At 55.1% G+C, this 21,037-nt stretch carries 15 protein-coding genes and 2 pseudogenes; 6 read left to right on the top strand and 11 right to left on the bottom strand.

From position 1 onward, the window contains the following. Nucleotides 1-120: 120 nt before the first annotated feature. Nucleotides 121-1,047 (bottom strand): TIGR02285 family protein, encoded by a 927-nt coding sequence (locus ICA15_RS21890; RefSeq protein WP_411959665.1) that lies wholly within the window; start codon nt 1,045-1,047, stop codon nt 121-123. Further along, a complete protein-coding gene (locus tag ICA15_RS21895; RefSeq protein ID WP_210554588.1) occupies nt 1,028-2,227 on the bottom strand; it encodes a CaiB/BaiF CoA transferase family protein in 1,200 nt (399 codons plus the stop codon). The genes ICA15_RS21890 and ICA15_RS21895 overlap by 20 nt, the downstream gene beginning before the upstream one ends. Nucleotides 2,228-2,373: 146 nt before the next feature. On the opposite strand from ICA15_RS21895, the gene ICA15_RS21900 reads away from it, so the two are divergent. The 3 genes from ICA15_RS21900 (at nt 2,374) to ICA15_RS21910 (ending at nt 6,036) form a co-directional block, all read left to right on the top strand. Continuing rightward, nucleotides 2,374-2,916 (top strand): YaeQ family protein, encoded by a 543-nt coding sequence (locus tag ICA15_RS21900; protein ID WP_042557838.1) that lies wholly within the window; start codon nt 2,374-2,376, stop codon nt 2,914-2,916. A gap of 51 nt (nt 2,917-2,967) precedes the next feature. Next, a complete protein-coding gene (gene recJ, locus ICA15_RS21905) occupies nt 2,968-4,677 on the top strand; it encodes a single-stranded-DNA-specific exonuclease RecJ (RefSeq protein WP_210554589.1) in 1,710 nt (569 codons plus the stop codon). 252 nt (nt 4,678-4,929) lie between these two features. After that, nucleotides 4,930-6,036 carry an NADH:flavin oxidoreductase/NADH oxidase gene (locus tag ICA15_RS21910; protein ID WP_150617241.1) on the top strand — a complete coding sequence of 369 codons (1,107 nt, stop codon included), beginning with the start codon at nt 4,930-4,932 and terminating at the stop codon, nt 6,034-6,036. 340 nt (nt 6,037-6,376) lie between these two features. On the opposite strand, the gene ICA15_RS21915 is transcribed toward ICA15_RS21910, so the two are convergent. Continuing rightward, a complete protein-coding gene (locus ICA15_RS21915) occupies nt 6,377-8,008 on the bottom strand; it encodes a glucan biosynthesis protein D (protein WP_150603778.1) in 1,632 nt (543 codons plus the stop codon). Nucleotides 8,009-8,412: 404 nt separating this feature from the next. Between ICA15_RS21915 and ICA15_RS21920 the strand changes: the two genes are divergently transcribed. Together ICA15_RS21920 and ICA15_RS21925 are read left to right on the top strand one after the other, a co-directional pair. Further along, a complete protein-coding gene (locus ICA15_RS21920; protein ID WP_102357616.1) occupies nt 8,413-8,598 on the top strand; it encodes a hypothetical protein in 186 nt (61 codons plus the stop codon). A gap of 203 nt (nt 8,599-8,801) precedes the next feature. Further along, entirely contained in the window at nt 8,802-9,524 is a 723-nt protein-coding gene (locus ICA15_RS21925) for a tellurite resistance TerB family protein (protein ID WP_210554590.1), read from the top strand. A gap of 268 nt (nt 9,525-9,792) precedes the next feature. Here the strand turns inward: ICA15_RS21925 and ICA15_RS21930 are convergent, their stop codons facing one another. From ICA15_RS21930 to ICA15_RS21940, 3 genes and pseudogenes are all read right to left on the bottom strand, one after another. Beyond that, nucleotides 9,793-10,980 (bottom strand): DUF6708 domain-containing protein, encoded by a 1,188-nt coding sequence (locus tag ICA15_RS21930; RefSeq protein ID WP_224450901.1) that lies wholly within the window; start codon nt 10,978-10,980, stop codon nt 9,793-9,795. A gap of 200 nt (nt 10,981-11,180) precedes the next feature. After that, on the bottom strand, nt 11,181-11,450 hold the full coding sequence (locus tag ICA15_RS21935) for a hypothetical protein (RefSeq protein WP_210554591.1): 270 nt from the start codon (nt 11,448-11,450) through the stop codon (nt 11,181-11,183). Between the two features lie 51 nt (nt 11,451-11,501). Continuing rightward, a pseudogene (locus tag ICA15_RS21940) lies at nt 11,502-11,891 on the bottom strand (hypothetical protein); the annotation flags it as partial. Here ICA15_RS21940 and ICA15_RS21945 point away from each other — a divergent pair. Beyond that, a pseudogene (locus ICA15_RS21945) lies at nt 11,890-12,113 on the top strand (transposase); the annotation flags it as partial. The pseudogenes ICA15_RS21940 and ICA15_RS21945 overlap by 2 nt on opposite strands. A gap of 7 nt (nt 12,114-12,120) precedes the next feature. Here the strand turns inward: ICA15_RS21945 and ICA15_RS21950 are convergent. The 5 genes from ICA15_RS21950 to tssI all read right to left on the bottom strand — a co-directional run bounded on the left by ICA15_RS21950 (nt 12,121) and on the right by tssI (nt 20,846). Beyond that, nucleotides 12,121-13,380 carry a hypothetical protein gene (locus tag ICA15_RS21950; RefSeq protein ID WP_224450902.1) on the bottom strand — a complete coding sequence of 420 codons (1,260 nt, stop codon included), beginning with the start codon at nt 13,378-13,380 and terminating at the stop codon, nt 12,121-12,123. A gap of 592 nt (nt 13,381-13,972) precedes the next feature. Continuing rightward, complete coding sequence (locus ICA15_RS21955; RefSeq protein WP_210554592.1) at nt 13,973-14,944, bottom strand: tetratricopeptide repeat protein; 972 nt, start codon at nt 14,942-14,944, stop codon at nt 13,973-13,975. Continuing rightward, nucleotides 14,937-17,948 (bottom strand): hypothetical protein, encoded by a 3,012-nt coding sequence (locus tag ICA15_RS21960; RefSeq protein ID WP_210554593.1) that lies wholly within the window; start codon nt 17,946-17,948, stop codon nt 14,937-14,939. Before ICA15_RS21960 ends, ICA15_RS21955 begins: the two co-directional genes overlap by 8 nt. 1 nt (nt 17,949) lies before the next feature. Beyond that, complete coding sequence (locus tag ICA15_RS21965; protein WP_210554594.1) at nt 17,950-18,783, bottom strand: DUF4123 domain-containing protein; 834 nt, start codon at nt 18,781-18,783, stop codon at nt 17,950-17,952. Continuing rightward, complete coding sequence (tssI, locus tag ICA15_RS21970) at nt 18,768-20,846, bottom strand: type VI secretion system tip protein TssI/VgrG (RefSeq protein ID WP_318010480.1); 2,079 nt, start codon at nt 20,844-20,846, stop codon at nt 18,768-18,770. Before tssI ends, ICA15_RS21965 begins: the two co-directional genes overlap by 16 nt. Between the last annotated feature and the right edge of the window lie 191 nt (nt 20,847-21,037).

The raw sequence follows: 21,037 nt of genomic DNA on the forward strand, positions 1-21,037 counted from the left end.
CAGCAAGATCAAGCATTGTGCTCCGGTGCTTGTCGCTTGCTGCTACTGGCCTTTATGTAGGCCACGTTTAACCCCGAGTCGTCTCCCCACTTCTCGGGGTTTCTTTTGTCCGCGATTTATTCACTGCGCCGATTGGTGTTCGAAAAACCTTCGGGCCTGTTCGACGTAATCGGTGCGCATCTCAGGATCGAGCCAGTCGGCGTAGCGCTGGTTCAATGGATCGTGAGGCAGGGTGCGAAGCAACTGGTTGATCTCGGTGATCGCCTGGCGCCCCTCAGGTGTGTCGGAGCAGCCGATGTAACCCGAAAGATATTTTCCGTTGTCCCGGATCGGATAGAAGCGCAATTCGTCTTCGGCAATTTGCGCCAGGTGAGCCTGATAACGGATCTCCGGCCAGTAGCCCAACACCACCTGCAACCGACCGAGGCGCTGCATCAGCAGCAGACTGTTCAGGGCATCGTTGCCGTAATGGGCGGTCAGTGCATCCTTCGGTGCCTGGCGCAGCAAATTATCGACCAGCTCACCGTAACTGCGCTCCGCCACGACGCCGACCTTGTCTTCGCCATTGGCCAAGAGCGCCGCCAGATCAACTTCACCGTCCACCAGAAAAGGCGCCAACACGCCGTGATCTTTCTGACGCACCACCAGCCCATTGCTGACAGCGCGGAACGCGGGGATGGAAAATGCGATCCATTGCGCGCGCTCCTTGCTCCACATCAGCGACGGGTCGCACGTGAAGGATGCTTCTTGAAGCATCTGCATGCCTCGGGCGCGGTTGACCCGCATCAGCGTGTGTTCGTATTGCGGCATGCCGGCGATCAGCATCGGCATAAGGTGGTCGATGACCCCCTGACCCTTTTTCGGGCCTTCAAAAATGGTCAGTGGCGGCAGATCGCGCAGTAACCAGATCAACGTCGGCTTCGCCTGTGCCCAGGCTGGCAGGGCCAGCAGAAACAACAGGCCGAACAGCCTCCACGTCCACCAGTGGTGGGCGCGGTTGGCGTTCGATTTCTGCAGGCTTTTCAGCTCAAATGGCTCCGTCTTCACGCAGCCGGGCGATCTGCTTTTCGTCGTAGCCAAGATCGTGGAGTACCTGCGCGTTGTGTTCACCGAGCTGCGGTCCGACCCATTCGGAGGAACCCGGTGTCTCTGAGAGTTTCGGCACAATGCCGGGCATCTTGAAGGGTTTGCCATCCGGCAATTTGGCGTGCAGGAACATTTCCCGGGCCAGGTATTGCGGATCGGTGAACATGTCCTCGGCGCTGAAGATCCGGCTGACCGGTACCTCGGCCTGATTGAGCAGATCCAGCACGGTTTGCAGTGGCAGCGAATTGACCCAGCGATCGATCACGCCATACAACTCGTCACGTCGACTGTCGCGCCCGTCGTTGCTGGTCAGCATTGGGTCGTTGGCCAGATCTTCACGGCCGATGGTCAGCATGAAACGCTTGAAAATCGCATCGCCATTGGCGCCGATCTGCACATGCTTGCCGTCGGCGCTGGTGTGGATAGAGGAGGGCGTGATGCCGGGCATGATGTTGCCGGTGCGCTCGCGGATGAAACCGAACACATCGAACTCCGGCACCATGCTTTCCATCATGGCGAAGATCGCTTCATACAGTGCGACATCGACCACTTGGCCCAAACCGCCGTTGACCTCGCGATGACGCAGCGCCATCAGCGCGCCGATCACGCCCCACAGCGCCGCAATCGAATCGCCGATGGAGATCCCGGTACGCACCGGCGGTCGATCCTCGAAACCGGTGATGTAGCGCAAGCCACCCATGGATTCGCCCACGGCTCCGAAACCTGGTTGATCCTTCATCGGCCCGGTTTGACCAAAACCGGAGAGTCGCACCATCACCAGTTTCGGGTTCAAGGCGTGCAGGGTTTCCCAGCTCAGACCGAGTTTCTCCAGGACGCCGGGTCGGAAGTTCTCGATCAGGATGTCGGCTTCAGCGATCAATTTTTTCAGGATGGCCAAACCGTCAGGATGTTTGAGGTTCAGTGTCAGCGACTTCTTGTTGCGCGCCTGAACAAACCACCACAAGGACGTGCCTTCGTACAACTTGCGCCATTTGCGCAGCGGATCACCGCCGTCCGGCGATTCGATCTTGATCACTTCGGCGCCGAATTCGCCGCAAATGCGCGAGGCAAACGGCCCGGCAATCAACGTACCCAATTCAATGACTTTCACACCGCTGAGCGGTTTATTGGCGAACGGCATACAGAATCCTGTAGGACAAGGCTGAGCGTATACAGCGTTTTAACATAGCCGGCCGTCAGGCGCCCAAAGTTGATCGCCATCAATTCGATGATTGCCTACCGCATCGGTTAGACTTGCCGACTTTCCTCGTATCAAGAAGCCCGTTCATGGCCCAGCCTTCCACCACTTACAAGTTTGAACTGAACCTCACCGACCTCGACCGCAGTGTCTACGAGAGCGTCAAGCAGACCATCGCCCGTCACCCTTCGGAGACCGAAGAGCGCATGACCGTGCGGTTGCTGGCCTACGCCCTCTGGTACAACGAGCAGTTGTCGTTTGGCCGTGGTCTGTCAGACGTGGATGAACCTGCGCTGTGGGAAAAAAGTCTGGACGACCGTGTCCTGCACTGGATCGAAGTCGGCCAGCCGGATTCCGACCGTCTGACCTGGTGCTCGCGCCGTACCGAACGCACCAGCCTGCTCGCCTACGGCAGTCTGCGCGTGTGGGAAACCAAGGTGATTCCGGCGATCAAGAACCTGAAAAACGTCAACATCGCCGCCGTCCCGCAAGAAGTCCTGGAAACCCTGGCCAAGGACATGCCCCGCGTCATCAAGTGGGACGTGATGATCAGCGAAGGGACGATTTTCGTCACCGACGACCGTGGTCAACACGAAGTCCAGTTGCAATGGCTGCAAGGCGAGCGCGGCTGATCTGCCTTCGCTGACTAATCCTACGTATTGAAGAGAAGTATCCGTTACCCCATGCGCATCGAACCTCGCCAACTGCCTGCCACTCTGCCATTTCTCGGTGATCTGCCGCCGCTGCTGACGCGCTTGTACGCGGCGCGGGGTGTGCAGTCCGAGGTGGAGCTGGACAAGAGCCTCAAGCACTTGATCCCGTTTGAGAAACTCAAGGGCATCGAGGCCGCGGTAGACCTGCTGGTGACGGCGCTGGAACAACGTCAGCGCATCCTCATCGTCGGTGACTTCGATGCCGATGGCGCGACGGCCAGCACGGTCGGCATGCTCGGCTTGCGCTTGCTGGGCGCGGCGCATGTCGACTATCTGGTGCCGAACCGCTTTGAATACGGCTACGGCCTGACCCCGGAAATCGTCGAAGTCGCACTGACCCGTGAGCCGCAATTGTTGATCACTGTCGACAACGGCATCTCCAGCGTCGAAGGTGTGGCCGCCGCCAAGAAGGCCGGGCTCAAAGTATTGATCACCGACCACCACTTGCCCGGCGATGAACTGCCGTTGGCCGATGCGCTGGTCAATCCAAACCAGCCGGGCTGCGAGTTCCCAAGCAAGGCGCTGGCCGGGGTCGGGGTGATTTTCTACGTGTTGATGGCCTTGCGGGCGCGCCTGCGCAGCCTCGGCTGGTACGAGAACAGCCCACAGCCGAACATCGGTGAACTGCTCGATCTGGTGGCGCTGGGCAGCGTCGCGGACGTGGTGCCGCTGGACGCCAACAACCGGATTCTGGTGCATCAGGGGCTGGAGCGGATTCGGGCCGGGCGCGCGCGGCCGGGGATCAAAGCGATTCTTGAAGTGGCCAAGCGTGATGCAGCGCGCATCACTTCAACCGATCTGGGATTCATCGTCGGCCCTCGCCTGAACGCCGCCGGGCGTCTGGATGACATGAGCCTGGGCATCGAATGCCTGCTCACCGCCGACACCAACCTGGCCCGGGAAATGGCCGCGCAACTGGATGGCATGAATCAGGATCGCAAATCCATCGAGCAGGGCATGCAGCGTGAAGCGCTGGCCCAACTCAAGGATCTGCCCGTCGAGTCGATGCCGTTTGGCCTGTGTCTGTTTGATCCTGAATGGCACCAGGGTGTTATCGGTATTCTTGCCTCGCGGATGAAAGAGCGTTATTTCCGTCCGACCATTGCCTTCGCCGACGCTGGCGACGGCTTGCTCAAGGGGTCTGGGCGTTCGGTGCAGGGTTTCCATATTCGCGATGCGTTGAGCGTGGTCGCGGCGCAACACCCAAACCTGATCGCCAAGTACGGTGGCCACGCGATGGCGGCTGGCCTGACCTTGCCGCAAGAGAATTTTCCGTTATTCGCCGAAGCATTCGACGCCGAAGTGCGCAGGCAACTTCGCGAAGAAGACCTGACCGGGCGTTTGCTGTCCGATGGCACGCTGGCCGTTGAAGAATTCCACCTCGAACTGGCCCGCGCCCTGCGCCATGCCGGGCCTTGGGGGCAACACTTCCCTGAGCCGCTGTTCCACGGTGTGTTCCAGTTGGTCGAGCAGCGCGTGGTCGGCGAGCGTCACCTGAAAGTGGTGCTGAAAAGCGAATGCGGCTCGGTGAAACTCGACGGCATTGCATTTGGCATTGACCGCGACATTTGGCCGAATCCGACCATCCAGTGGGTCGAATTAGCCTACAAACTCGACGTCAACGAGTTTCGTGGCAACGAGACCGTTCAGTTGATGATTGCTCATATCGAACCGCGCTGAAGATCAAAAGATCGCAGCCTTCGGCAGCTCCTACATGGGAATGCGCCCTGTAGGAGCTGCCGAAGGCTGCGATCTTTTCTTGAATTTCCCCCGATCCCCCGTTGTCGACTAGGCTCTAAGCACTGCTTGATTGGCCTTGTGACGTCTTGTCGAATTTTTTGCCCGCGGGGGCGGGTGCTGCACCTTTTCCTGTCACTCGTCGACTTTTCAAACAGAACCCTGGAGCCTGCCCACTGATTTGAGAGGTGCCCCATGAGTCTGCTGCTTGAACCTTTTACCCTTCGCCAACTGACCCTGCCCAACCGCATCGCCGTATCGCCCATGTGCCAATACTCCAGCGTCGACGGCTTGGCCAACGACTGGCATCTGGTGCACCTCGGCAGCCGCGCAGTGGGCGGCGCCGGGCTGATATTCACCGAAGCCACAGCGGTCACGGCCGACGGGCGGATCACCGCCGAAGACCTTGGCCTGTGGAACGACGACCAGATCGAAGCGCTGCAACGCATCACCCGATTCATTACCGCTCAGGGCGCGGTCGCCGGCATTCAACTGGCCCACGCCGGGCGCAAGGCCAGCACTCACCGCCCCTGGATTGGCAAACATGGCAGCGTCAAACCCGATGATGGCGGCTGGACACCGGTTGGCCCTTCACCCATTGCCTTCGACCCGCAACATACCCAACCCAAACAACTGGATGAAGGGCAAATCGCCGACGTCATTCAAGCCTTCGTGGATGCCGCCAAGCGCGCGCTGACTGCGGGTTTCAGTGTGGTCGAAGTGCATGCGGCCCACGGTTATCTGCTGCATCAGTTTCTGTCGCCGCTGAGTAATCAACGGCGGGATCAATACGGCGGCTCATTCGAAAACCGCATTCGCCTGGTGCTGCAAGTCACCGAAGCCGTTCGCGCTGTCTGGCCGGAAGAGTTGCCAGTGTTTGTCCGCGTGTCGGCTACCGACTGGGTTGAGGATGGCTGGAACCCTGACGAAACCGTGGAGCTGGCGCGTCGCCTGCACACCCTCGGTGTGGACCTGATCGATGTTTCGTCGGGCGGCACCGCAGCCAACGCTGAGATTCCCGTTGGTCCGGGCTATCAAACCCGTTTCGCCGAACGCGTGCGCAAGGAGTCAGGCATCGCCACCGGCACTGTGGGAATGATTACCGAGCCCGCCCAGGCCGAGCACATTCTGCGAACCTGTCAGGCCGACATCATCTTCCTCGCCCGCGAACTGCTGCGTGATCCGTACTGGCCGCTGCACGCCGATGATGACCTGGGTGGGCGCAAAGCCGTATGGCCGGCGCAATATCAGCGCGCGACCCATCGTGATCAGCCGATTCACGAGTCTGACCTGCGCGATTGATTGAACCGCCAGAAAACAAAAAGCCCCGGCCAGTGATGGTCGGGGCTTTGTTTTCATCTTTCTGATTCTGTAGTGCTTGGGGAGCCGCCATCGCTGGCAAGCCAGCTCCCACAGGTTTTGTGGTGAAACACACTTCACATTTCAACTTCGATCCGTGTAGGAACCGGCACGCTGCGATCTTTTGATTTTGACTCAGAAAACCTACAGCAAGATCAGAAGATCGCAGCCTCCGGCAGCTCCTACACGGACCCCGTACAGTCACTAGTCACCAATGTGAACAAAGAATCCTTGAGGGAGCCGGCTTGCCAGCGATGAGTCCCGTTCAGACGCTATAGAACCATCAAGGGTACTTACGCTTGTCCGGCGCCGGTGGGAAGTACTGGTACAACCAGGTCTCACTCAGCGTGCGGTCATTGGTACGGATGAACAACCGCAGCTCAACCGGCTCGACGCTGTCATTGGTTGGATACCAATCGAACAGGATCCGATAGCCCTTGATGTCATCCAGCACCAGCACGCTGAAGTCCTGAACCTTGCCGTTCGAGCAGGTGATCACCGGCTCAATCCCGGTGCCCTGCGGCAGGCGATCGAGACCGCCTCCGTTGAAGTCCACGGCGAAACGACGCGCCCAGACTGGCGGATAATGCTCGCCGGGTGCCCAGCCTTCGACGAAACCGCCCATACCGGAGCGCGTGGCGTGCACTCGCGCCAACGGCGTACTCACCGGCGGCAGGGCGCTCCAGTACAGCTTGTAGCCGTAATTCAGCGAATCCCCGGCAGCCACCGGTTTTTTCGGTGTCCAGAACGCCACAATGTTATCGAGGGTCTCGCCGGTTGTAGGAATTTCCAGCAGATCGATAGAGCCTTCGCCCCACGCGGTTGTAGGTTCTACCCACAGGCTCGGGCGCTTGCTGTACCAGTCGACGGTGTCCTGATAGTTGGCGAACTCATGGTCGGTCTGCACCAGGCCAAAGCCCTTCGGATCCGTATCGGCAAACGCGTTGAATTGCAGGGTTGCCGGGTTGTTCAGCGGGCGGCAGATCCACTCGCCGTTGCCACGCCACATCGCCAGGCGATCCGAATCGTGGATTTGCGGGTGAATGGTGTCGCACATACGGCGTTCGTGGGTGCCGCAACTGAACATACTGGTCATCGGCGAGATGCCCAACTGTTCGATGGCAGTACGCGCATTGATGTGTGCGTCGACTTCCATTACCACGCGCTCGGCCTGGCAATCGATATCGAAGCGATACGCGCCAGTGGCACTCGGTGAATCGAGCAAGGCGTACACCACAAAACGCGTGGCGTTCTTGTCCGGTGTCTCGAACCAGAACTTGGTGAAGTCAGGGAATTCTTCGCGTTTCTTCGCGTAAGTGTCGATCGCCAGTCCGCGCGCCGAAAGGCCATATTGGCCAGTGGCATCGACTGCACGGAAATAGCTGGCGCCGAGAAACGATAGAACGTCATGCCGATCAAGTTCCGGAGCCTTGAACAACTTGAAACCGGCAAAACCCAGGTCGCCCTTGAGCTGCTGGGTGTCGACCGAGGTGTTTTCATAGTTGAACAGCGCCGGACGGAAATGCACCTCGCGGGCGGTGCGTGTCTTGGCATCGACGCTGTACATGCGCACCGGCTGACGGAAACCCATGCCGACGTGGAAGAACTGCACGTCCAGTTGACCCTTGTTCTCCTTCCACAACGAATGCTCGCCGTCGTAGCGGATCGCGTTGAAGTTTTGCGGGGTCATGGTCGCCAGGGTCGGCGGTAGTACCTGTTTGGTGTCCTGATAAGCGTTGCCAGCGAGTTGCTTGGCTTGACGCTTCAGCGCTTCGAAATCGAAGGCCTGCGCCTCGCCATCGGCGGCGCCACCACTGGGGGCCGCCCAGGCACGACTGGCCAGCAGGCCGGTGGCCGAAAGACCGGTGTAAGCCGCAATGGCCATGGACGCTTTGAGCAAATTCCTGCGGTGCATAAATACAACCTGTCGTGTGCAATCCCGCGCCTTTCCTGGCACGTGCTGGATCATAAATAACGGTTCGGACAAGCCTTCGACCAAACGCAACGGACTATAAACAGATGCCGGATAGCTTAAACCGTTCGATTGTCGAGCAGAAATGATTGATTACAAGGCGCCATCTGGCAATGAAACAAGACATGTCTGTATTTTTTCCGACAGTGCTTTCTGATTTATACGACATATCTGCTTTTATCGACTAATTACTCTAAATAACCCTTTTCAGCACCGATTTAATTTCTATTCTATAGGCATGACCGGCTGCGAACCTTCAGACCGGTGGGGCACTCGACGCTGCTGACAGGGGCAGGGCGATGTGGTGGTTTAGCAGTTCTTTGACGTATTAGAGAAGGACATCGTCCATGGCAAAAATACAAGGCATCACCGACATGTTGGGCATCTTTCCGTGTCTGGGCAGCGGCCGCAGAAGACGCCGGCTAAGCTCCGATGAGCTGAAACTGGTGGAGCGTTATCGAGAGCTTTCGGAGAGTGATCGCATAGCGATGCGCTATCTGGTGGACGCGATGAGGAGTGTTTCGCGGTTTTGAGTTGTGAAATGAAAAAAGGGCGGACTGAACAGTCCGCCCTTTTTTTGCCTGCAGGAAATGCGAGCTAAGCGCGTAGTCACGGGGCTGGGCTTGATAGGGAGGGCGAGCAACATCTGGAAGCACACTTGTAAGTCTGTCCAGGGCACTTTCGAACTAGGCTGAGGGCCTTATAGATCCTGATAACCCCAGTTTGGAGGCGAAACATGAACACCCGTGGCTTGCTCGATCAACTTCTCAAATCCGGCCAGGATCTGTTACAGAACAAGGCCGGCGGATCGCAGAACAAATCGGCTGCCGGTGGCTTGGGCGGCTTGCTTGGCGGGTCTTCCGGCGGCGGAGGCCTCGGCGGTCTGCTCTCAGGCGCGGGTGGTGGTGCATTGGCGGCGGGCGCCATGGGTCTGCTGCTCGGCAGTAAAAAGGCGCGAAATGTCGGCGGCAAAGTCGCTGTCTACGGCGGCCTCGCCGCGCTGGGCGTGCTGGCCTACAAGGCTTACGGCAACTGGAACGCCCAGCAAGGCAAAGCTCCGCAGACAGAACCACAAACCCTCGACCGCTTGCCACCGGCGCAAGTCGAACAACACAGCCAGGCGATCCTCAAGGCCCTGGTCGCCGCCGCCAAAGCTGACGGCCATATCGACGACCGCGAACGCCAACTGATCGAAGGCGAATTCACCAAACTCGACAACGATCAGGAACTGCAACACTGGCTACACGCCGAACTCAACAAACCCCTCGACCCAGTAGACGTCGCCCGCGCCGCCAGTACTCCGGAAATGGCGGCTGAGATGTACATCGCCAGTGTGATGCTGGTGGACGAGGAGAGCTTTATGGAGAAGAGCTACCTGGATGAACTGGCGCGGCAGTTGAAGCTGGAGCCGGGGTTGAAGGTGGAGTTGGAGAAGCAGGTGCGGTTGGCTGCTGTGTAAACGGTAGGAAAGAAAAAATCGCAGCGTTGGGCTGCGATTTTTGGTTTGTGCAGCAGGGTTTCGAAGTCCAGCGACGGCTGCTCACTGACGAGCTCCACCTCACAAAGAAAAGGCTTTACCGAGGGCCGATTATGTTTTCGGTATCAAAGTAACGCATGATATAACTGACCGAGGAGACTTGGTCTTTCGAGTTATAAAGCGATAACTTCTGACATGCTTTATTTTCCAATTAAGGAAAAACTGACCCCGTTATTTGACAGTTTTTTCTTTAAATTAGACCGGCGGTCTTGCATGCCTCAACAAACGTTGCGCCCTTTTTATCCATTGCGTTTTTTACCGCCTGATTGGCGTTTATCAATGCGGGGCTTGGTTTTGCCCATTGTGCTTTAGGCAAGGGTTGGGACCAACTATCTACTTTTTCCGGTAGAGCGCGACCTCCCTTCCGGTAGCTCCACTCGGCCAGTATGTAAGGCATTTTCCAAAAGCTCAGCACGCGCCAGATGTACCAACGACGTAATGGCCACGGTGTGCGCTTGGGGTAACCATAATGCTCACGCTCCTTGTCCGTAAGTTTGGCCCCTTCGTCGTTCGAATTGCACATCCAGCGAGCGTCATCGCGCTCGATTTCAAAAGTGTGCAGCCCTTCATATGATTTCAGGCGATCACCTGTCGGAGTAAGTCCCAAAGCAGTTAGCATTGGGTTAGGCGTATCTACTATCTGTCCGTCTTCCATGTAGTTTCGGATTGATGTCCACATCCCTAGCGCGTGTGCGTCACTGGGCTGTGGGAGAAGAAGAAACTGCACTTTGTCTTGTTCGGCATCCTCAAGAGCCATCCCAAAGGTGTATTGGCGTGTCGCGCCATAGCTGGTGATACCTTGGGTTTTTGCGACCCAAGCAACCACGCCCTCCCATGGCACCACCAGTACGCGATCAGTATTATGGTCAACGTAGCAAACTTCACGACGTTGGCGATTGAAGCGCACTGGATATTTTTTTGGAGAAAAAATTACGTCGGAAAACATTCCATATAAATAGGCTCCTATTGGTATAGCGAATAAGAGAGAAACACTAGTCGTCACCTGTAAAAAGGTAATTAGATCTGTAAGCGGCTCAGGAAAATTTTCAGGGTAAAAAATAACGCCGGCAAGGATTACTAGGCTAGGCATTATGAAGGCTGTAAACAGCGCCATCCAAATAGCCGCAGCGAGTTTTTTTCCTTGCTCAACCATTCCCCAGTTGCTTCCACCTATCTCAAGGAATACGTCATTTATGTCGGAAAAGTTACGGCTATAACCTTGTGTTTGTCCGGTGTAAACAGGTAGTGGGGCTAAGAATAAGGTTTCGTTTAATCTTCCTGTGCGAATCTCGCCCGCACAGGGTCGCTGACTTTTAATGTCCGGCGCATCTAGTGTTTCTGAAAACTTGTCACTGCGTTTGAAAATATTTTTAAACATCGACGGTCGCCAGTTCTTCTTTCTTGAATTTTTAAACGGGCCTTTTCCCGCCCCATCAGCAAGGTATCAACAGGGTCGAGTGCATACTTGCCCTTGGTAGGGAATCGTCAATCAGGGACGGACCACTTTTACAGTGCGAAAAATTGAAACTCATAAATTGCAGACCAACTTCAGAAAAAGAAAACGTGGTCTGTCCCCATTTACGTGAAGAATGACAGCCCCAGTGCCTCCCAGAAGATTTCGGAATTACGTTCATGGTGGACAAGCCAAATACTCAACAGCAGCAGCGGCCAGATGACCATTACAGCAGAGCCAATGCTGTAAGAGCAAATATCAAGAAAAACGTCGTTCTTTCGCCAAATGGTATTAGGTACATCCTTGGGCGCTTGCCCCGTCGGAACAGCCGGTTGTGCTAGATAATCCTCTTGTGAGAACAGTCCTTTGCGGCTGCTTAGTGTGGCGGAAGTCATGCCTTTTCCTTCGGCTTCAAACGTTAGAACTCTACTGTTCTTAATTTTTATTCATTGCACCGTCTGCAAAGCCAATTCGGCTTCACGCTTTGCGATGGCTTCTTCCAGTTCTGGGGCGCGTTTGGCCCAATGCTCGGGAGGAAGGGGTTTGGACCATTCGACGATGGCGGGATCGCTCAGATCAGGTGGTGGTGCGAGTTTCCAATTTTGCAATTTTTCGGCCCAGTATGTTCCTAGGAAAATAACAAAAAACAACCCGTGCAAGACGTCCAGAATGGCGCCTTTGAAAAGGCTGGTAATGATGGAACCGATCTGTGTTTCGGCGTAAGGTTTTCGAAACAATCTGCTATCTGGGATCGCATCTGGCCCCTTCTCCATGTAGTTGCGCATGCACTCCCAGAGGCTCATGACTGTTTCGCCGCCACCGCAGCTGAACCCAATGCAACCCGTCAGCCCGCTGCGCTCGATGAAGCGCAAATCCAAGCCTGGCTTACCAAAACTGTTTGATCGGCCCAAGTACCGACAGCGCAACATCATCGAGCGCATGTTTGGCTGAATGAAAGAGAACCGCCGGATCGTGACACGCTTCGACAAGCTCGAAAAAGCTATGCAGCCGTGATTTCACTGGCTTGTTCCATGCGGTGTTTGCGACATCTCTCTAGTACAGAACCTAGTGCAAGCCGGCGATCCTGCACGCTTCAACAAACGTCGCGCCATTTTTGTCCATGGCGTGTTTTATTGCTTGATTGGCTTTCACCAAGGCTGGACTTGGTTTCGCCCACTGATTCTGAGGTAAAGGTTGTGACCAGTTTTTTACCTGTTCTGGCAGAGTAGGACGGCCTGCCTTGTGACCCCATTCGGCTAGCACGTAAGGCATTTTCCAGAAACTCAACACGCGCCAGATATACCAGCGACGCAGTGGCCATGGTGTTCGCTTGGGATAACCGTAATGCTCGCGCTCCCTATCCGAAAGGTTGGCGCCTTCATCGTTCATGTTGCACATCCAACGAGCGTCCTCGAGTTCAATTTCAAAGGTGTGCAGCCCTTCGTAAGGTTTCAGGCGATCGTTAGTGGGGGTTAGTCCCAACGCTATTAGCATTGGGTTCGGTGTATCTACTAGCTGACCGTCTTCCATATAGTTGCGGATTGAGGTCCACATTCCCAAGGCGTGCGCACCGCTGGGCTGTGGCAGCAGGAGAAACTGTACTTTGTCCTGCTTTTCATCTTCCAGCCCCATGCCGAGTGTGTACTGGCGAGTGGCGCCGTAACTGGTGAGGCCTTGGGTGCTGGAAACCCACGCGACGACGTTTTCCCATGGGACTATCAGCACTCCATCGGTTTTGTCGTCGACATAACAGACTTCGCGTCGTTCTCGGTTGAAGCGAACGGGGTAACTATTTGCAGATTGACGAATGCCAGAGAGAATTCCATATAGGTAAACACCAATCGGAATAATGAATAGTAAAGAGCCAGTGCTGAACACTTGTAGCGCATCTCCGATTATCTCTGAAAATTTTCGGTCGATTTCGGGAGGGCTAAATAATACGAGCCAAGTACATATAAGTACAGGCGCTATAAATGCCGTAGATAAAGCCATCCAAACCATAGTGGCTAGTATCTTGCCTTGTTCTACTATTCCGTGATTGTCGCCACCTAATTCCAAATAGGTAGGGGTTATTTCTGAGAATTTTCGGCTCGATACTTGAGGCTGCCCTGTGTGAACAGGTAGTGGCGCCAAGAAAAGAGTCTCAGTTAACCCCTTTGAGCGTATTTCTCCCGCGTGTGGGCGCTCATTTTTAATGTCCAGTGGAGAGGGTAAGACGCCGGCATTACTTTTTCGAGTTCGGAGTGTCTTAAACATCGTCAGTCGCCAAATCTTCTTTTTTAAATAGTCTGAAATTTGCTGTGTCGGTTCCAGGTGGCATGGCATCTGTGGAGTCCATCGTGTAGGTTCCTTTCGTAGGAACCCTAACCCCATGGCTGGCGATGATACGTAAATCGCGTAAAATAAAACAAGTACGATGCATCAAGTTTCGTTCAGGGCGTTAGCTTCGTGTTGGAATATTTCCAAGCCGAGCTTAGGAGGTTCGCCCGGAGCACCTAGCAGATTGAGTTGATACAGTAATGGTTCGCTCCACGGTCATTGCGCTGTTGGTTAGTTAGCCAGTAAGCACTGAGGCCGAGATTGAAATCTTCTAGATCATTGGCTGCCACCCCCGGCACGCTCAATAGTAAATAAATACGTCCCCTTTAGTGTAGGCATCCCGGTTGGTATCGGTTTTGGAGATAAGTATATTATTTCTAGTCCATTTTCTTTTTCGTAGTCCCCCGCACGGGGTAATCGCTCATGCTTAATTTTAAGCGCTTGTGTTCTCCGTCCTTGCTTCCTGTGCTCATGCGCGGCTCTGAAAGAAATGGGTGTTTTAAAAGAAAAAAGCGACAGATTATTTAATTGTTGAAGTACCTGTTAAATAAATCTATCGCTTTGTGTTGTTGGTTGTTCTCTAGCTGCAATGGGTTCGCTAGTAACCATATGTCGGGTGGAAATACGATAAAGGAGGGTGGGATTTTTCCCATTCTTTTGCAAATGATATTCCTAGCTTTATTTCTTCAGGTTGCATTTTTTTTGCTATTTCCAGGAGGTTCAATCTTGCATCTTCCGGTGCGATTGCTCCGCCTTTGAGGCTTGCTATCAAGTAGGTGAATCCGTAAGCCTTAACGAGATCTAAAGGAAATCCATAGGTATCTGGAAGGTGAGCAATATTTAATGCATAGCCCCCTAGTGCATTTATATGTCCGGATTCAGCTGTTTTTTTGAGCCAGCTTCCTACCTCTTCTTTACTACCATTGTGTTCATATAAATAGTTTGCATACAGATACATGCCCGGAGGAAAACCTCCTTCTGCTGAAGCCTTAAACCATTTTTTAACTGCTTTCTCGCGAGTCCCAGGGATAAAAAACCATCCCTCTCCACTTTGGTAAGCACTAGCGAGCCGCTGTTGAGCAAAATTATCACCCGATTCTGCGGCTCTTTCTAGCCATTCCAATCCTTGATTTGCCGTAAACAGCACAACCATTGCCTCAGTATCACCTTTGTCGGCACGTTCACGGGCAATTTTTAAAGCTTGCGCTCTCCAATCAACATTGCCTTTCCCCGCGCAGTCATCTAATAAGTTGCAAAGATCCTTTTTACTACTTAGACGTAGCATAGCGTAAAGTTCACCTTGCTCTGCCGCGGCTACGTACCAATTTCTGGCCTCCTCTGTCATGTAGCGATTACTCAGCCGTATCGCCTCACCTAGAAAATATTGAGATTTTTTATCGCCGGCCTGAGCCGCGGTTCGTAAAAACGGTTGCGAGGAAGTCCATGCACCTTGTTGATAAAGAGTAATCCCCTTGTCTTTGGCTATTGCCTCGGGCTCTGTCAATTGTGCAGCGGAGGCACTGGATAAAATAAAAAATATTAAAAAACTTAAGATTGCTCGATTAATCAATGTTTGGTCCTTTGTAAATAGCTTTGAGACCTTGGACTGGTGCGAAAGCTGGTCCGGTGTATGTGATGCTGTAGTCGCAATGCTTGTTTAAGCGTATTCCAAGTTTAGAGACCCGGTCTCGATACCTGGATCGCATGGCGTTGTTGGTTTCGTCAAGTCCTAATACCCGCTCAGCCATAAATAGATCTAGCTTTGCCTTGTTTTTACAGTAAGAGAGTCCAGCTTGTTCAGGTCGTGCACCATCTCGATTCATACGAATGATTGCTTCTTCAAACTGTTGATTTGCGTCAGGCTTGCTGGATATCCAGCCTAGGCATCGCTCAATTGACTGCTGCTGTAAAAGGTGAACTTCATCTTCATTGAAGTTTTCTTTTTCTTTTTCGTCGTCTTCTACTGTGAGCGGTTTGGGTGGAGTGCTCAGCGCCAGTAGTAGTGGTCCCAAAGCCTGCGGTTGCAAGTTATAAACCCAATCCTGCATTATTTTCTGGTTTTCAGCTATTGCGAGTGAGTAAGCAATCTGCCCACCCCGATCCCCTTCGGTCAGCGCATCAAAAATCTCTTTAACAATTGCATACCCACGCACATACGCAAAAACGACATCTATACCTGTGGCGCCAAGGAAGCTCAGTTTTTCCATATAGGCTGAGGCTTCTTTATCCACCCAATCGAGATCCTTGTATTGGTTCGCGGCCATTTCCTGTCGCACCAGTTCCGTCAATGCAACGATGCTGTCGTAGCCCACTTCAAAGGTCAAATAACCTTTAACACCCGCGCCCCAGACCAGTGAGCCTTTGATCGACAGTAAAAGGTGTCCGTTTTGCATGCGAAGGTGCATATCGCCCGAGATGCCTGCGCCGAGTGCAACCGCCATTTCGACTTCCAGTTTGGCCAACGGGCGCCATTGGTTGGCTAATACGCGATTGGGTACTGGGGCAGGGGGGAGGACGCTGGGGGGCGGGCACCAGAACAGTTTGCCGGTGACTTTGCATCCGGCCTGGGCGCCGGCGAATATCTCGTACTTGGCGAGGTCGCCGGATTTTTCGGCAAGGTCTACACCGACAAGGCTGGTGTAACCGGTTTTTTGATCGAGAGTGAGATCGCGCGACAGCATGAGGCTGGCACCGGCGAACCCCCAGGCCTTGGCCTCCAGATCAAGGGATAATTTGCCGAAGTTGACACTGCGAATGCTGCCGTCGTGGGCGGTGTATTGAGCGGTCCAAGGCTCGGCCTTGGCCCGTTTGGGGTACTCGAATTTCAGCAAGGTCACTTCCCCTCGCCATGCCGCCACATCCAGCGCGACCTCAACGTTCGCGAGTTGGGGACTGCCACTTTTCAACGTGGGTCCTTCCATTTTGACTTCGGTCAGCAGGTTGGCACCTTCCGGTAGCAGGCAGCGCACGAGTTGGGCCTGCGGGCTGTTGTCAAAAAGCATGAGGTTACGAAGCTGTTTATCTTCGAAAACCATGGCTTTTAGGTTTTCGCCCCAGCTTTTTTTCTTGGCTTCGGCTTTGATGCTTTCGACTTTGTAGCCTTTGGCTTCCAGCGCAGCGAAGAACTTTTCTGGCAAGAACAGGCCATGTTCATCGAACCATGGGCCTTTCTCATCGAACTGAAGTGCGCCTTCCTGATCCAGCCAATCACTGAACACACGATCGTCGTCTGCTTCTTTGGCAATCGATTTGGGCAAGCTGCTCTTGAGCTCTTTTAGTTGGTCCTTAAACGCGTTGCCACTGGCTTGGGCCAGTTGTTTCAGGCTGATGTGGTTCAGGATCGTCGTCGAAGAGGCGCTGCTGAGTTCACGTAGCGGAATGTTGGTTTTGGCCAGGCGTTCGAGGGGTTTTGGCTTGTAACTCTCCGCGTCCCAGAGGAAGAGGCGGGGAGGTTTCAGTGCTCGAACGCGTGCTTCGGCGGTGGTCTGAATCCGCTCAGCCTCTGTGTTCAGGTCGTACCACTGCTTTTGCAAGCTGACAAAGAGCACTCCAGGTGGCGCTGACTTGCCACCGGTAGCCGAGACCCATTGGGAATAACGCGCTTCGATTTTTTTCTCAAGCTCATCGCGTTTGTTTGTCAGTTCGATAAAGGCCTGAAAATCCTCGGTCCCTGCGTACTGGTCATCAGGGCTGAGTGCGAATTCGGGAACCGCCACCCCGCACTCGGCGAGTTCCACGATGGCATTGATGTATGGGGACATCAGGTCTTTCAGTGCGAGGATGTTGATCTGCACACCCTTGAGCTTCTTTTCGTCGATCTCGCCGGTTTCAATGAGTTTTTTGTGAAGCGCCTTATAGTCCTTCAGATGCTCCCACGCCGACGCAATCTTTTTACTGCCGGGATCGAACATTTTGTAGCCGTGAGCTTTTGCTTTGTCGCGCTCTTCAATGTACTTGTCGATTGCATCGCGAGCCTTTAAAGCACGCGGTGTATAAAAAACTCCGCTTTCTCGCTTGTACCCCAACTCCTTTGCGCTGGTGTCGGATACTTTTTCCAACGCTTCCATGTTTTTCTTGTTTTTATCAATGCGTTGCTGAGCTGCGAACAACTCGCGCTCAGCATGCATCGTCGCGTCGCTGTCACCCTTGGCTTTCGCTGCGTCCCAATCCTTGCGGCACTGCGCTTTTTTAGCCGTGTCTTCGGGGATTGCCGATTTTGACGCCAGGTAACTGCTACGGTCGTCTGCTTCGAGAAAAGCCTCCGGGCTGGGCGTGAGGAAGTAGTCCATCAGCCCGGCATCGGCGATGTTGCTCATGCGCGTGGCTTTGTCTGCGTCGACGGTTTTTTGTTTGAGCAGGTTGACGCTTTCTTTCAGCTTCTCCGACACGCGTTTTGGCAGAAGCCAGAAACGACGCTGGCCGGTGACGTAGATGATGTCGTCATAGCTGCTGCTGCAACCTGGCTTCTTGTCCTTGCAGAACGTTTCTGAGTCGGCTGATGACTTTGGTTGGTCAGCCGGGATAACAACAGGTGGTTGTTCTGGCGTAGTTGCTTGTTCGGACATACCTGTCATTTCAGCCTTCCAGTTGTTGTACTTTCTCGAATGCCGGCATATCGCTGCTCAGCACGTTCATTACGTCGGCGCGTGCTCGCAACGGGCGTTGGTTCAAGTGCGGCAACAGACGCTCAAGGTGGCGGCCCTCATCTATGCCGTGATCCACCAGCAGTTGCAAATTTTCGGACACGCCCGGCAGTTGTTCATTCGGCAAACTGTTGGTCGATTCGGCTTCGCGGGCTCGAATCCAGTACCACCAGCGCACCTCATCGAACGCTATCAGCGTGTCGCCCTTCAGGTGCAGCGGATATTTTTGTTCGCCATTAGAGGCATCAACTTTTTCTGTTTGTTCCCAAACACGCCATTGTTGATCGTCTCTGTGGGCGGGTGGGGTGTAGACGCTGGCCCAAGGGCCGAACAGAGCTCGGGCGGGTACTGTCAGCGCCAGCGCGCTCCAGAATGCCGGGTCGTAGTAGCGCGCCAGCGAGTCACCATGAGACGGGTCGTTCATGCGCAGGAGGTGACGAGCATGCAATAGCGCGGTCTCCGGCTTTTCACGCGAGGTCAGCAAAATGCCGGCGCGGTTGTCGCGGCATAGCTCAATGGCTTGGGCGGCGGCGGAGCTTCCAGGTGTCAGTTGTAGCCAGATCGGACTGACATCATTCATTTCGGCAAACGGCGTGTCCTGAAACAGCTTTTCAACACCATTCAACCCGGACTGTTGGTAAAGCTTTTCCAGAGCCCGAGGCTGGCGAACGCTGTCGATGATGCCATACAGGGTGCGGTTTCCACTGCTGCCCGATGGCGTGGTGGCCACGGGTTGTTCAAGAAAGTGACTTAACCATTCAGACATGGGCAAACCTCTCGCGAGCAAGCGCCATTGGCTTGCTTTCCACAGATCGGAACAAGGGGGAGGCCTTGAACGCTTTTTCGTACAAATGGGTTGAGCATGGCAGGCACTAACACCGTACCAGCCTTATCCGCATCCGCCTGCTTCAACGGCCCCGGCAGCAACGGCGCAGCGCCCGTGCCGCTACCCGGTCCACCACCGGAGTTCATGTTGATCACCGGCCCGCTCATGGTTACGCCGCCGGCGTCGATCTTGATGAAGCTCCCACCGCCAATGAGCGTCAGTTCCGCGCCGGCTTCCATCACGATTTTCATGCCGCTGCTGAGGTGGATTTCCTGGCCGGCATCAATGAACTGCCCAGTCCCAATCTTGATGTGCTGATTCACCCCAACCGTCAGGTGATCGTTGGCGCGCGCTTCGACTTTACGATCGGCATAAACCGTGTGGTGTTCTTCGGCTTTGAATTCCGTGTAGCTGTTCTGCTCGACGGTGTCGTGACGCTCGTTGCCGACCCGAATCTTCTGGTCATGCTCGACGTTCTCGTCCCAGTCGCGCTGGGCGTGCAGGTAAATCTGTTCCTGACCTTTTTTGTCTTCGATGCGCAGTTCGTTGTAGCCGCCGCCACCCATGGAGCTGAGGGTTTTGAAGGTGCTGCGAGTCTTGTTCGCGGGCAGGGCGTACGGGACGGTGTTTTCCTTGTGGTACAGGCAGCCGCTGATCAGCGGTTGATCGGGGTCGCCTTCAAGGAAGGTGACGAGCACTTCCATGCCGATGCGTGGGATGGCGATGCCGCCGTACTGGGCACCGGCCCAGGCGCTGGAGACGCGGAGCCAGCAGCTGGTTTTGTCGTCCGCCTGGCCTTCGCGGTCCCAATGGAATTGCACTTTGACGCGGCCGTATTGGTCGCAGTGGATTTCTTCACCTTTGGGGCCGGTGACCACGGCGCTCTGGCTGCCGAGGATGCGCGGTTTCGGGTGGCGCAGGGGCGGGCGGTTGGGCACGTCCCATGGGGTGGCCTGGAAGCGGTTGCGGTAGCCCTGATGGAAATCGTCTTTGAGCGCGGTGGTGTCGCTGGTCACCGACTCTTCGAGCACTTGCGGCTGCTTGCCTTCGTGGAGGACTTCGGTGAGCAGCCAGAGGTCGTTCCATTTGGCTTTCGGGTGTTGGGTCAGCGCGAGGAAATGGCCGCTGACCAGCAACGGCTGATCGCTTTTGCCTTCGGCCAGTTGGAAGTCGCTGCGGTGGCGTTCGAGGGCGCGTTTGGCCAGGTGTTTGCCGCGCTCGCGGTCGATGAAACGGCCCGGATAATCGTAGTCTTCGAGGTCGGGCAGGGCGTCGCCACGGTTTTCGCTTTCCAGCGTCAGGCGTGGTTTTTCGAAGTCGTAATCGCGACGCGTGGTGCGGCTGGTGCGGGTTTCCAGGCGCAGGTCGAAGCGCTTGATCACCGGGTCGCTGGCGACCATGCCGGAGTCTTGCTGATAGGCCACAGGCTTGAGTTTCGGGAACACCGTCTGGTCATCGCCGAACACTAGTTTGTGCGCCGTGGCGCTGTGCTGGAAGTGGTAGTGGATACCTTCTTCTTCGCACAGGCGCTGGATGAAATGCAGGTCCGACTCGTCGTACTGCACGCAGTAGATGCGCTCGGGGTAGATCGAACCGGTCTTGAATTCGTAGGCGTTGCTCTGGATGCCGTGCTCTTCGAGAACCATGCCGATGATTTTCGGCACCGTGAGGTTCTGGAAGATGCGCTGGTTGACGCGGTGCGCCAGGTACGACAGTTGCGGGCGCAGGGTCACCGAATAACGGGTCAGGCGTTTGCCTGAGTCACCTTGCGCGGCGCGGTAGATCTGGCCGTGGATGCCGCTGCCGTCGGGCGACAGTTGCAGGAAGGCCGGTTTGTGCAGCAGGGTTTCGAGGTCTAGCGTCGGCTGCTCACTGACCAGCTCCACCTCGAACACAAAAGGCTGGCTGATGGCTTCCCGACCTTGCAGGGTAAACACCTGGAAATCAGCGGAAAGCCCTTCGATGGTCAGGGCAAAGTGGGTTTCATTGGCCGGCGCGAACATCCCTTGTTCCTCGTGCTGTGCAGCGGCGCTCGTCGACGCCCGCAAAAGCGGGTCAACGTACGCGAAATTCTGGAGGGGCGTAAACAACATCGACCAGCAGAGCTGGCCGATGCTTGTAACGATCAGCCGTAATTAAACGACTGGAGCACGCCAGTCATCGGAACCCGAAGTACCGGATACTTCGTGGGTCC

The sequence above is a fragment of the Pseudomonas sp. P116 genome, assembly GCF_020149425.1.
GTDB classification, from domain to species: domain Bacteria; phylum Pseudomonadota; class Gammaproteobacteria; order Pseudomonadales; family Pseudomonadaceae; genus Aquipseudomonas; species Aquipseudomonas anatoliensis.

What these genes read in the sequence shown, in the direction of transcription:
- ICA15_RS21895 (WP_210554588.1), bottom strand. Translation starts at nt 2,227, where the DNA reads ATGCCGTTCGCCAATAAACCGCTCAGCGGTGTGAAAGTCATTGAATTG.
- ICA15_RS21900 (WP_042557838.1), top strand. Translation starts at nt 2,374, where the DNA reads ATGGCCCAGCCTTCCACCACTTACAAGTTTGAACTGAACCTCACCGAC.
- recJ (WP_210554589.1), top strand. Translation starts at nt 2,968, where the DNA reads ATGCGCATCGAACCTCGCCAACTGCCTGCCACTCTGCCATTTCTCGGT.
- ICA15_RS21910 (WP_150617241.1), top strand. Translation starts at nt 4,930, where the DNA reads ATGAGTCTGCTGCTTGAACCTTTTACCCTTCGCCAACTGACCCTGCCC.
- ICA15_RS21915 (WP_150603778.1), bottom strand. Translation starts at nt 8,008, where the DNA reads ATGCACCGCAGGAATTTGCTCAAAGCGTCCATGGCCATTGCGGCTTAC.
- ICA15_RS21920 (WP_102357616.1), top strand. Translation starts at nt 8,413, where the DNA reads ATGGCAAAAATACAAGGCATCACCGACATGTTGGGCATCTTTCCGTGT.
- ICA15_RS21925 (WP_210554590.1), top strand. Translation starts at nt 8,802, where the DNA reads ATGAACACCCGTGGCTTGCTCGATCAACTTCTCAAATCCGGCCAGGAT.
- ICA15_RS21930 (WP_224450901.1), bottom strand. Translation starts at nt 10,980, where the DNA reads ATGTTTAAAAATATTTTCAAACGCAGTGACAAGTTTTCAGAAACACTA.
- ICA15_RS21935 (WP_210554591.1), bottom strand. Translation starts at nt 11,450, where the DNA reads ATGACTTCCGCCACACTAAGCAGCCGCAAAGGACTGTTCTCACAAGAG.
- ICA15_RS21950 (WP_224450902.1), bottom strand. Translation starts at nt 13,380, where the DNA reads ATGCCATGCCACCTGGAACCGACACAGCAAATTTCAGACTATTTAAAA.
- ICA15_RS21960 (WP_210554593.1), bottom strand. Translation starts at nt 17,948, where the DNA reads ATGACAGGTATGTCCGAACAAGCAACTACGCCAGAACAACCACCTGTT.
- ICA15_RS21965 (WP_210554594.1), bottom strand. Translation starts at nt 18,783, where the DNA reads ATGTCTGAATGGTTAAGTCACTTTCTTGAACAACCCGTGGCCACCACG.
- tssI (WP_318010480.1), bottom strand. Translation starts at nt 20,846, where the DNA reads ATGTTCGCGCCGGCCAATGAAACCCACTTTGCCCTGACCATCGAAGGG.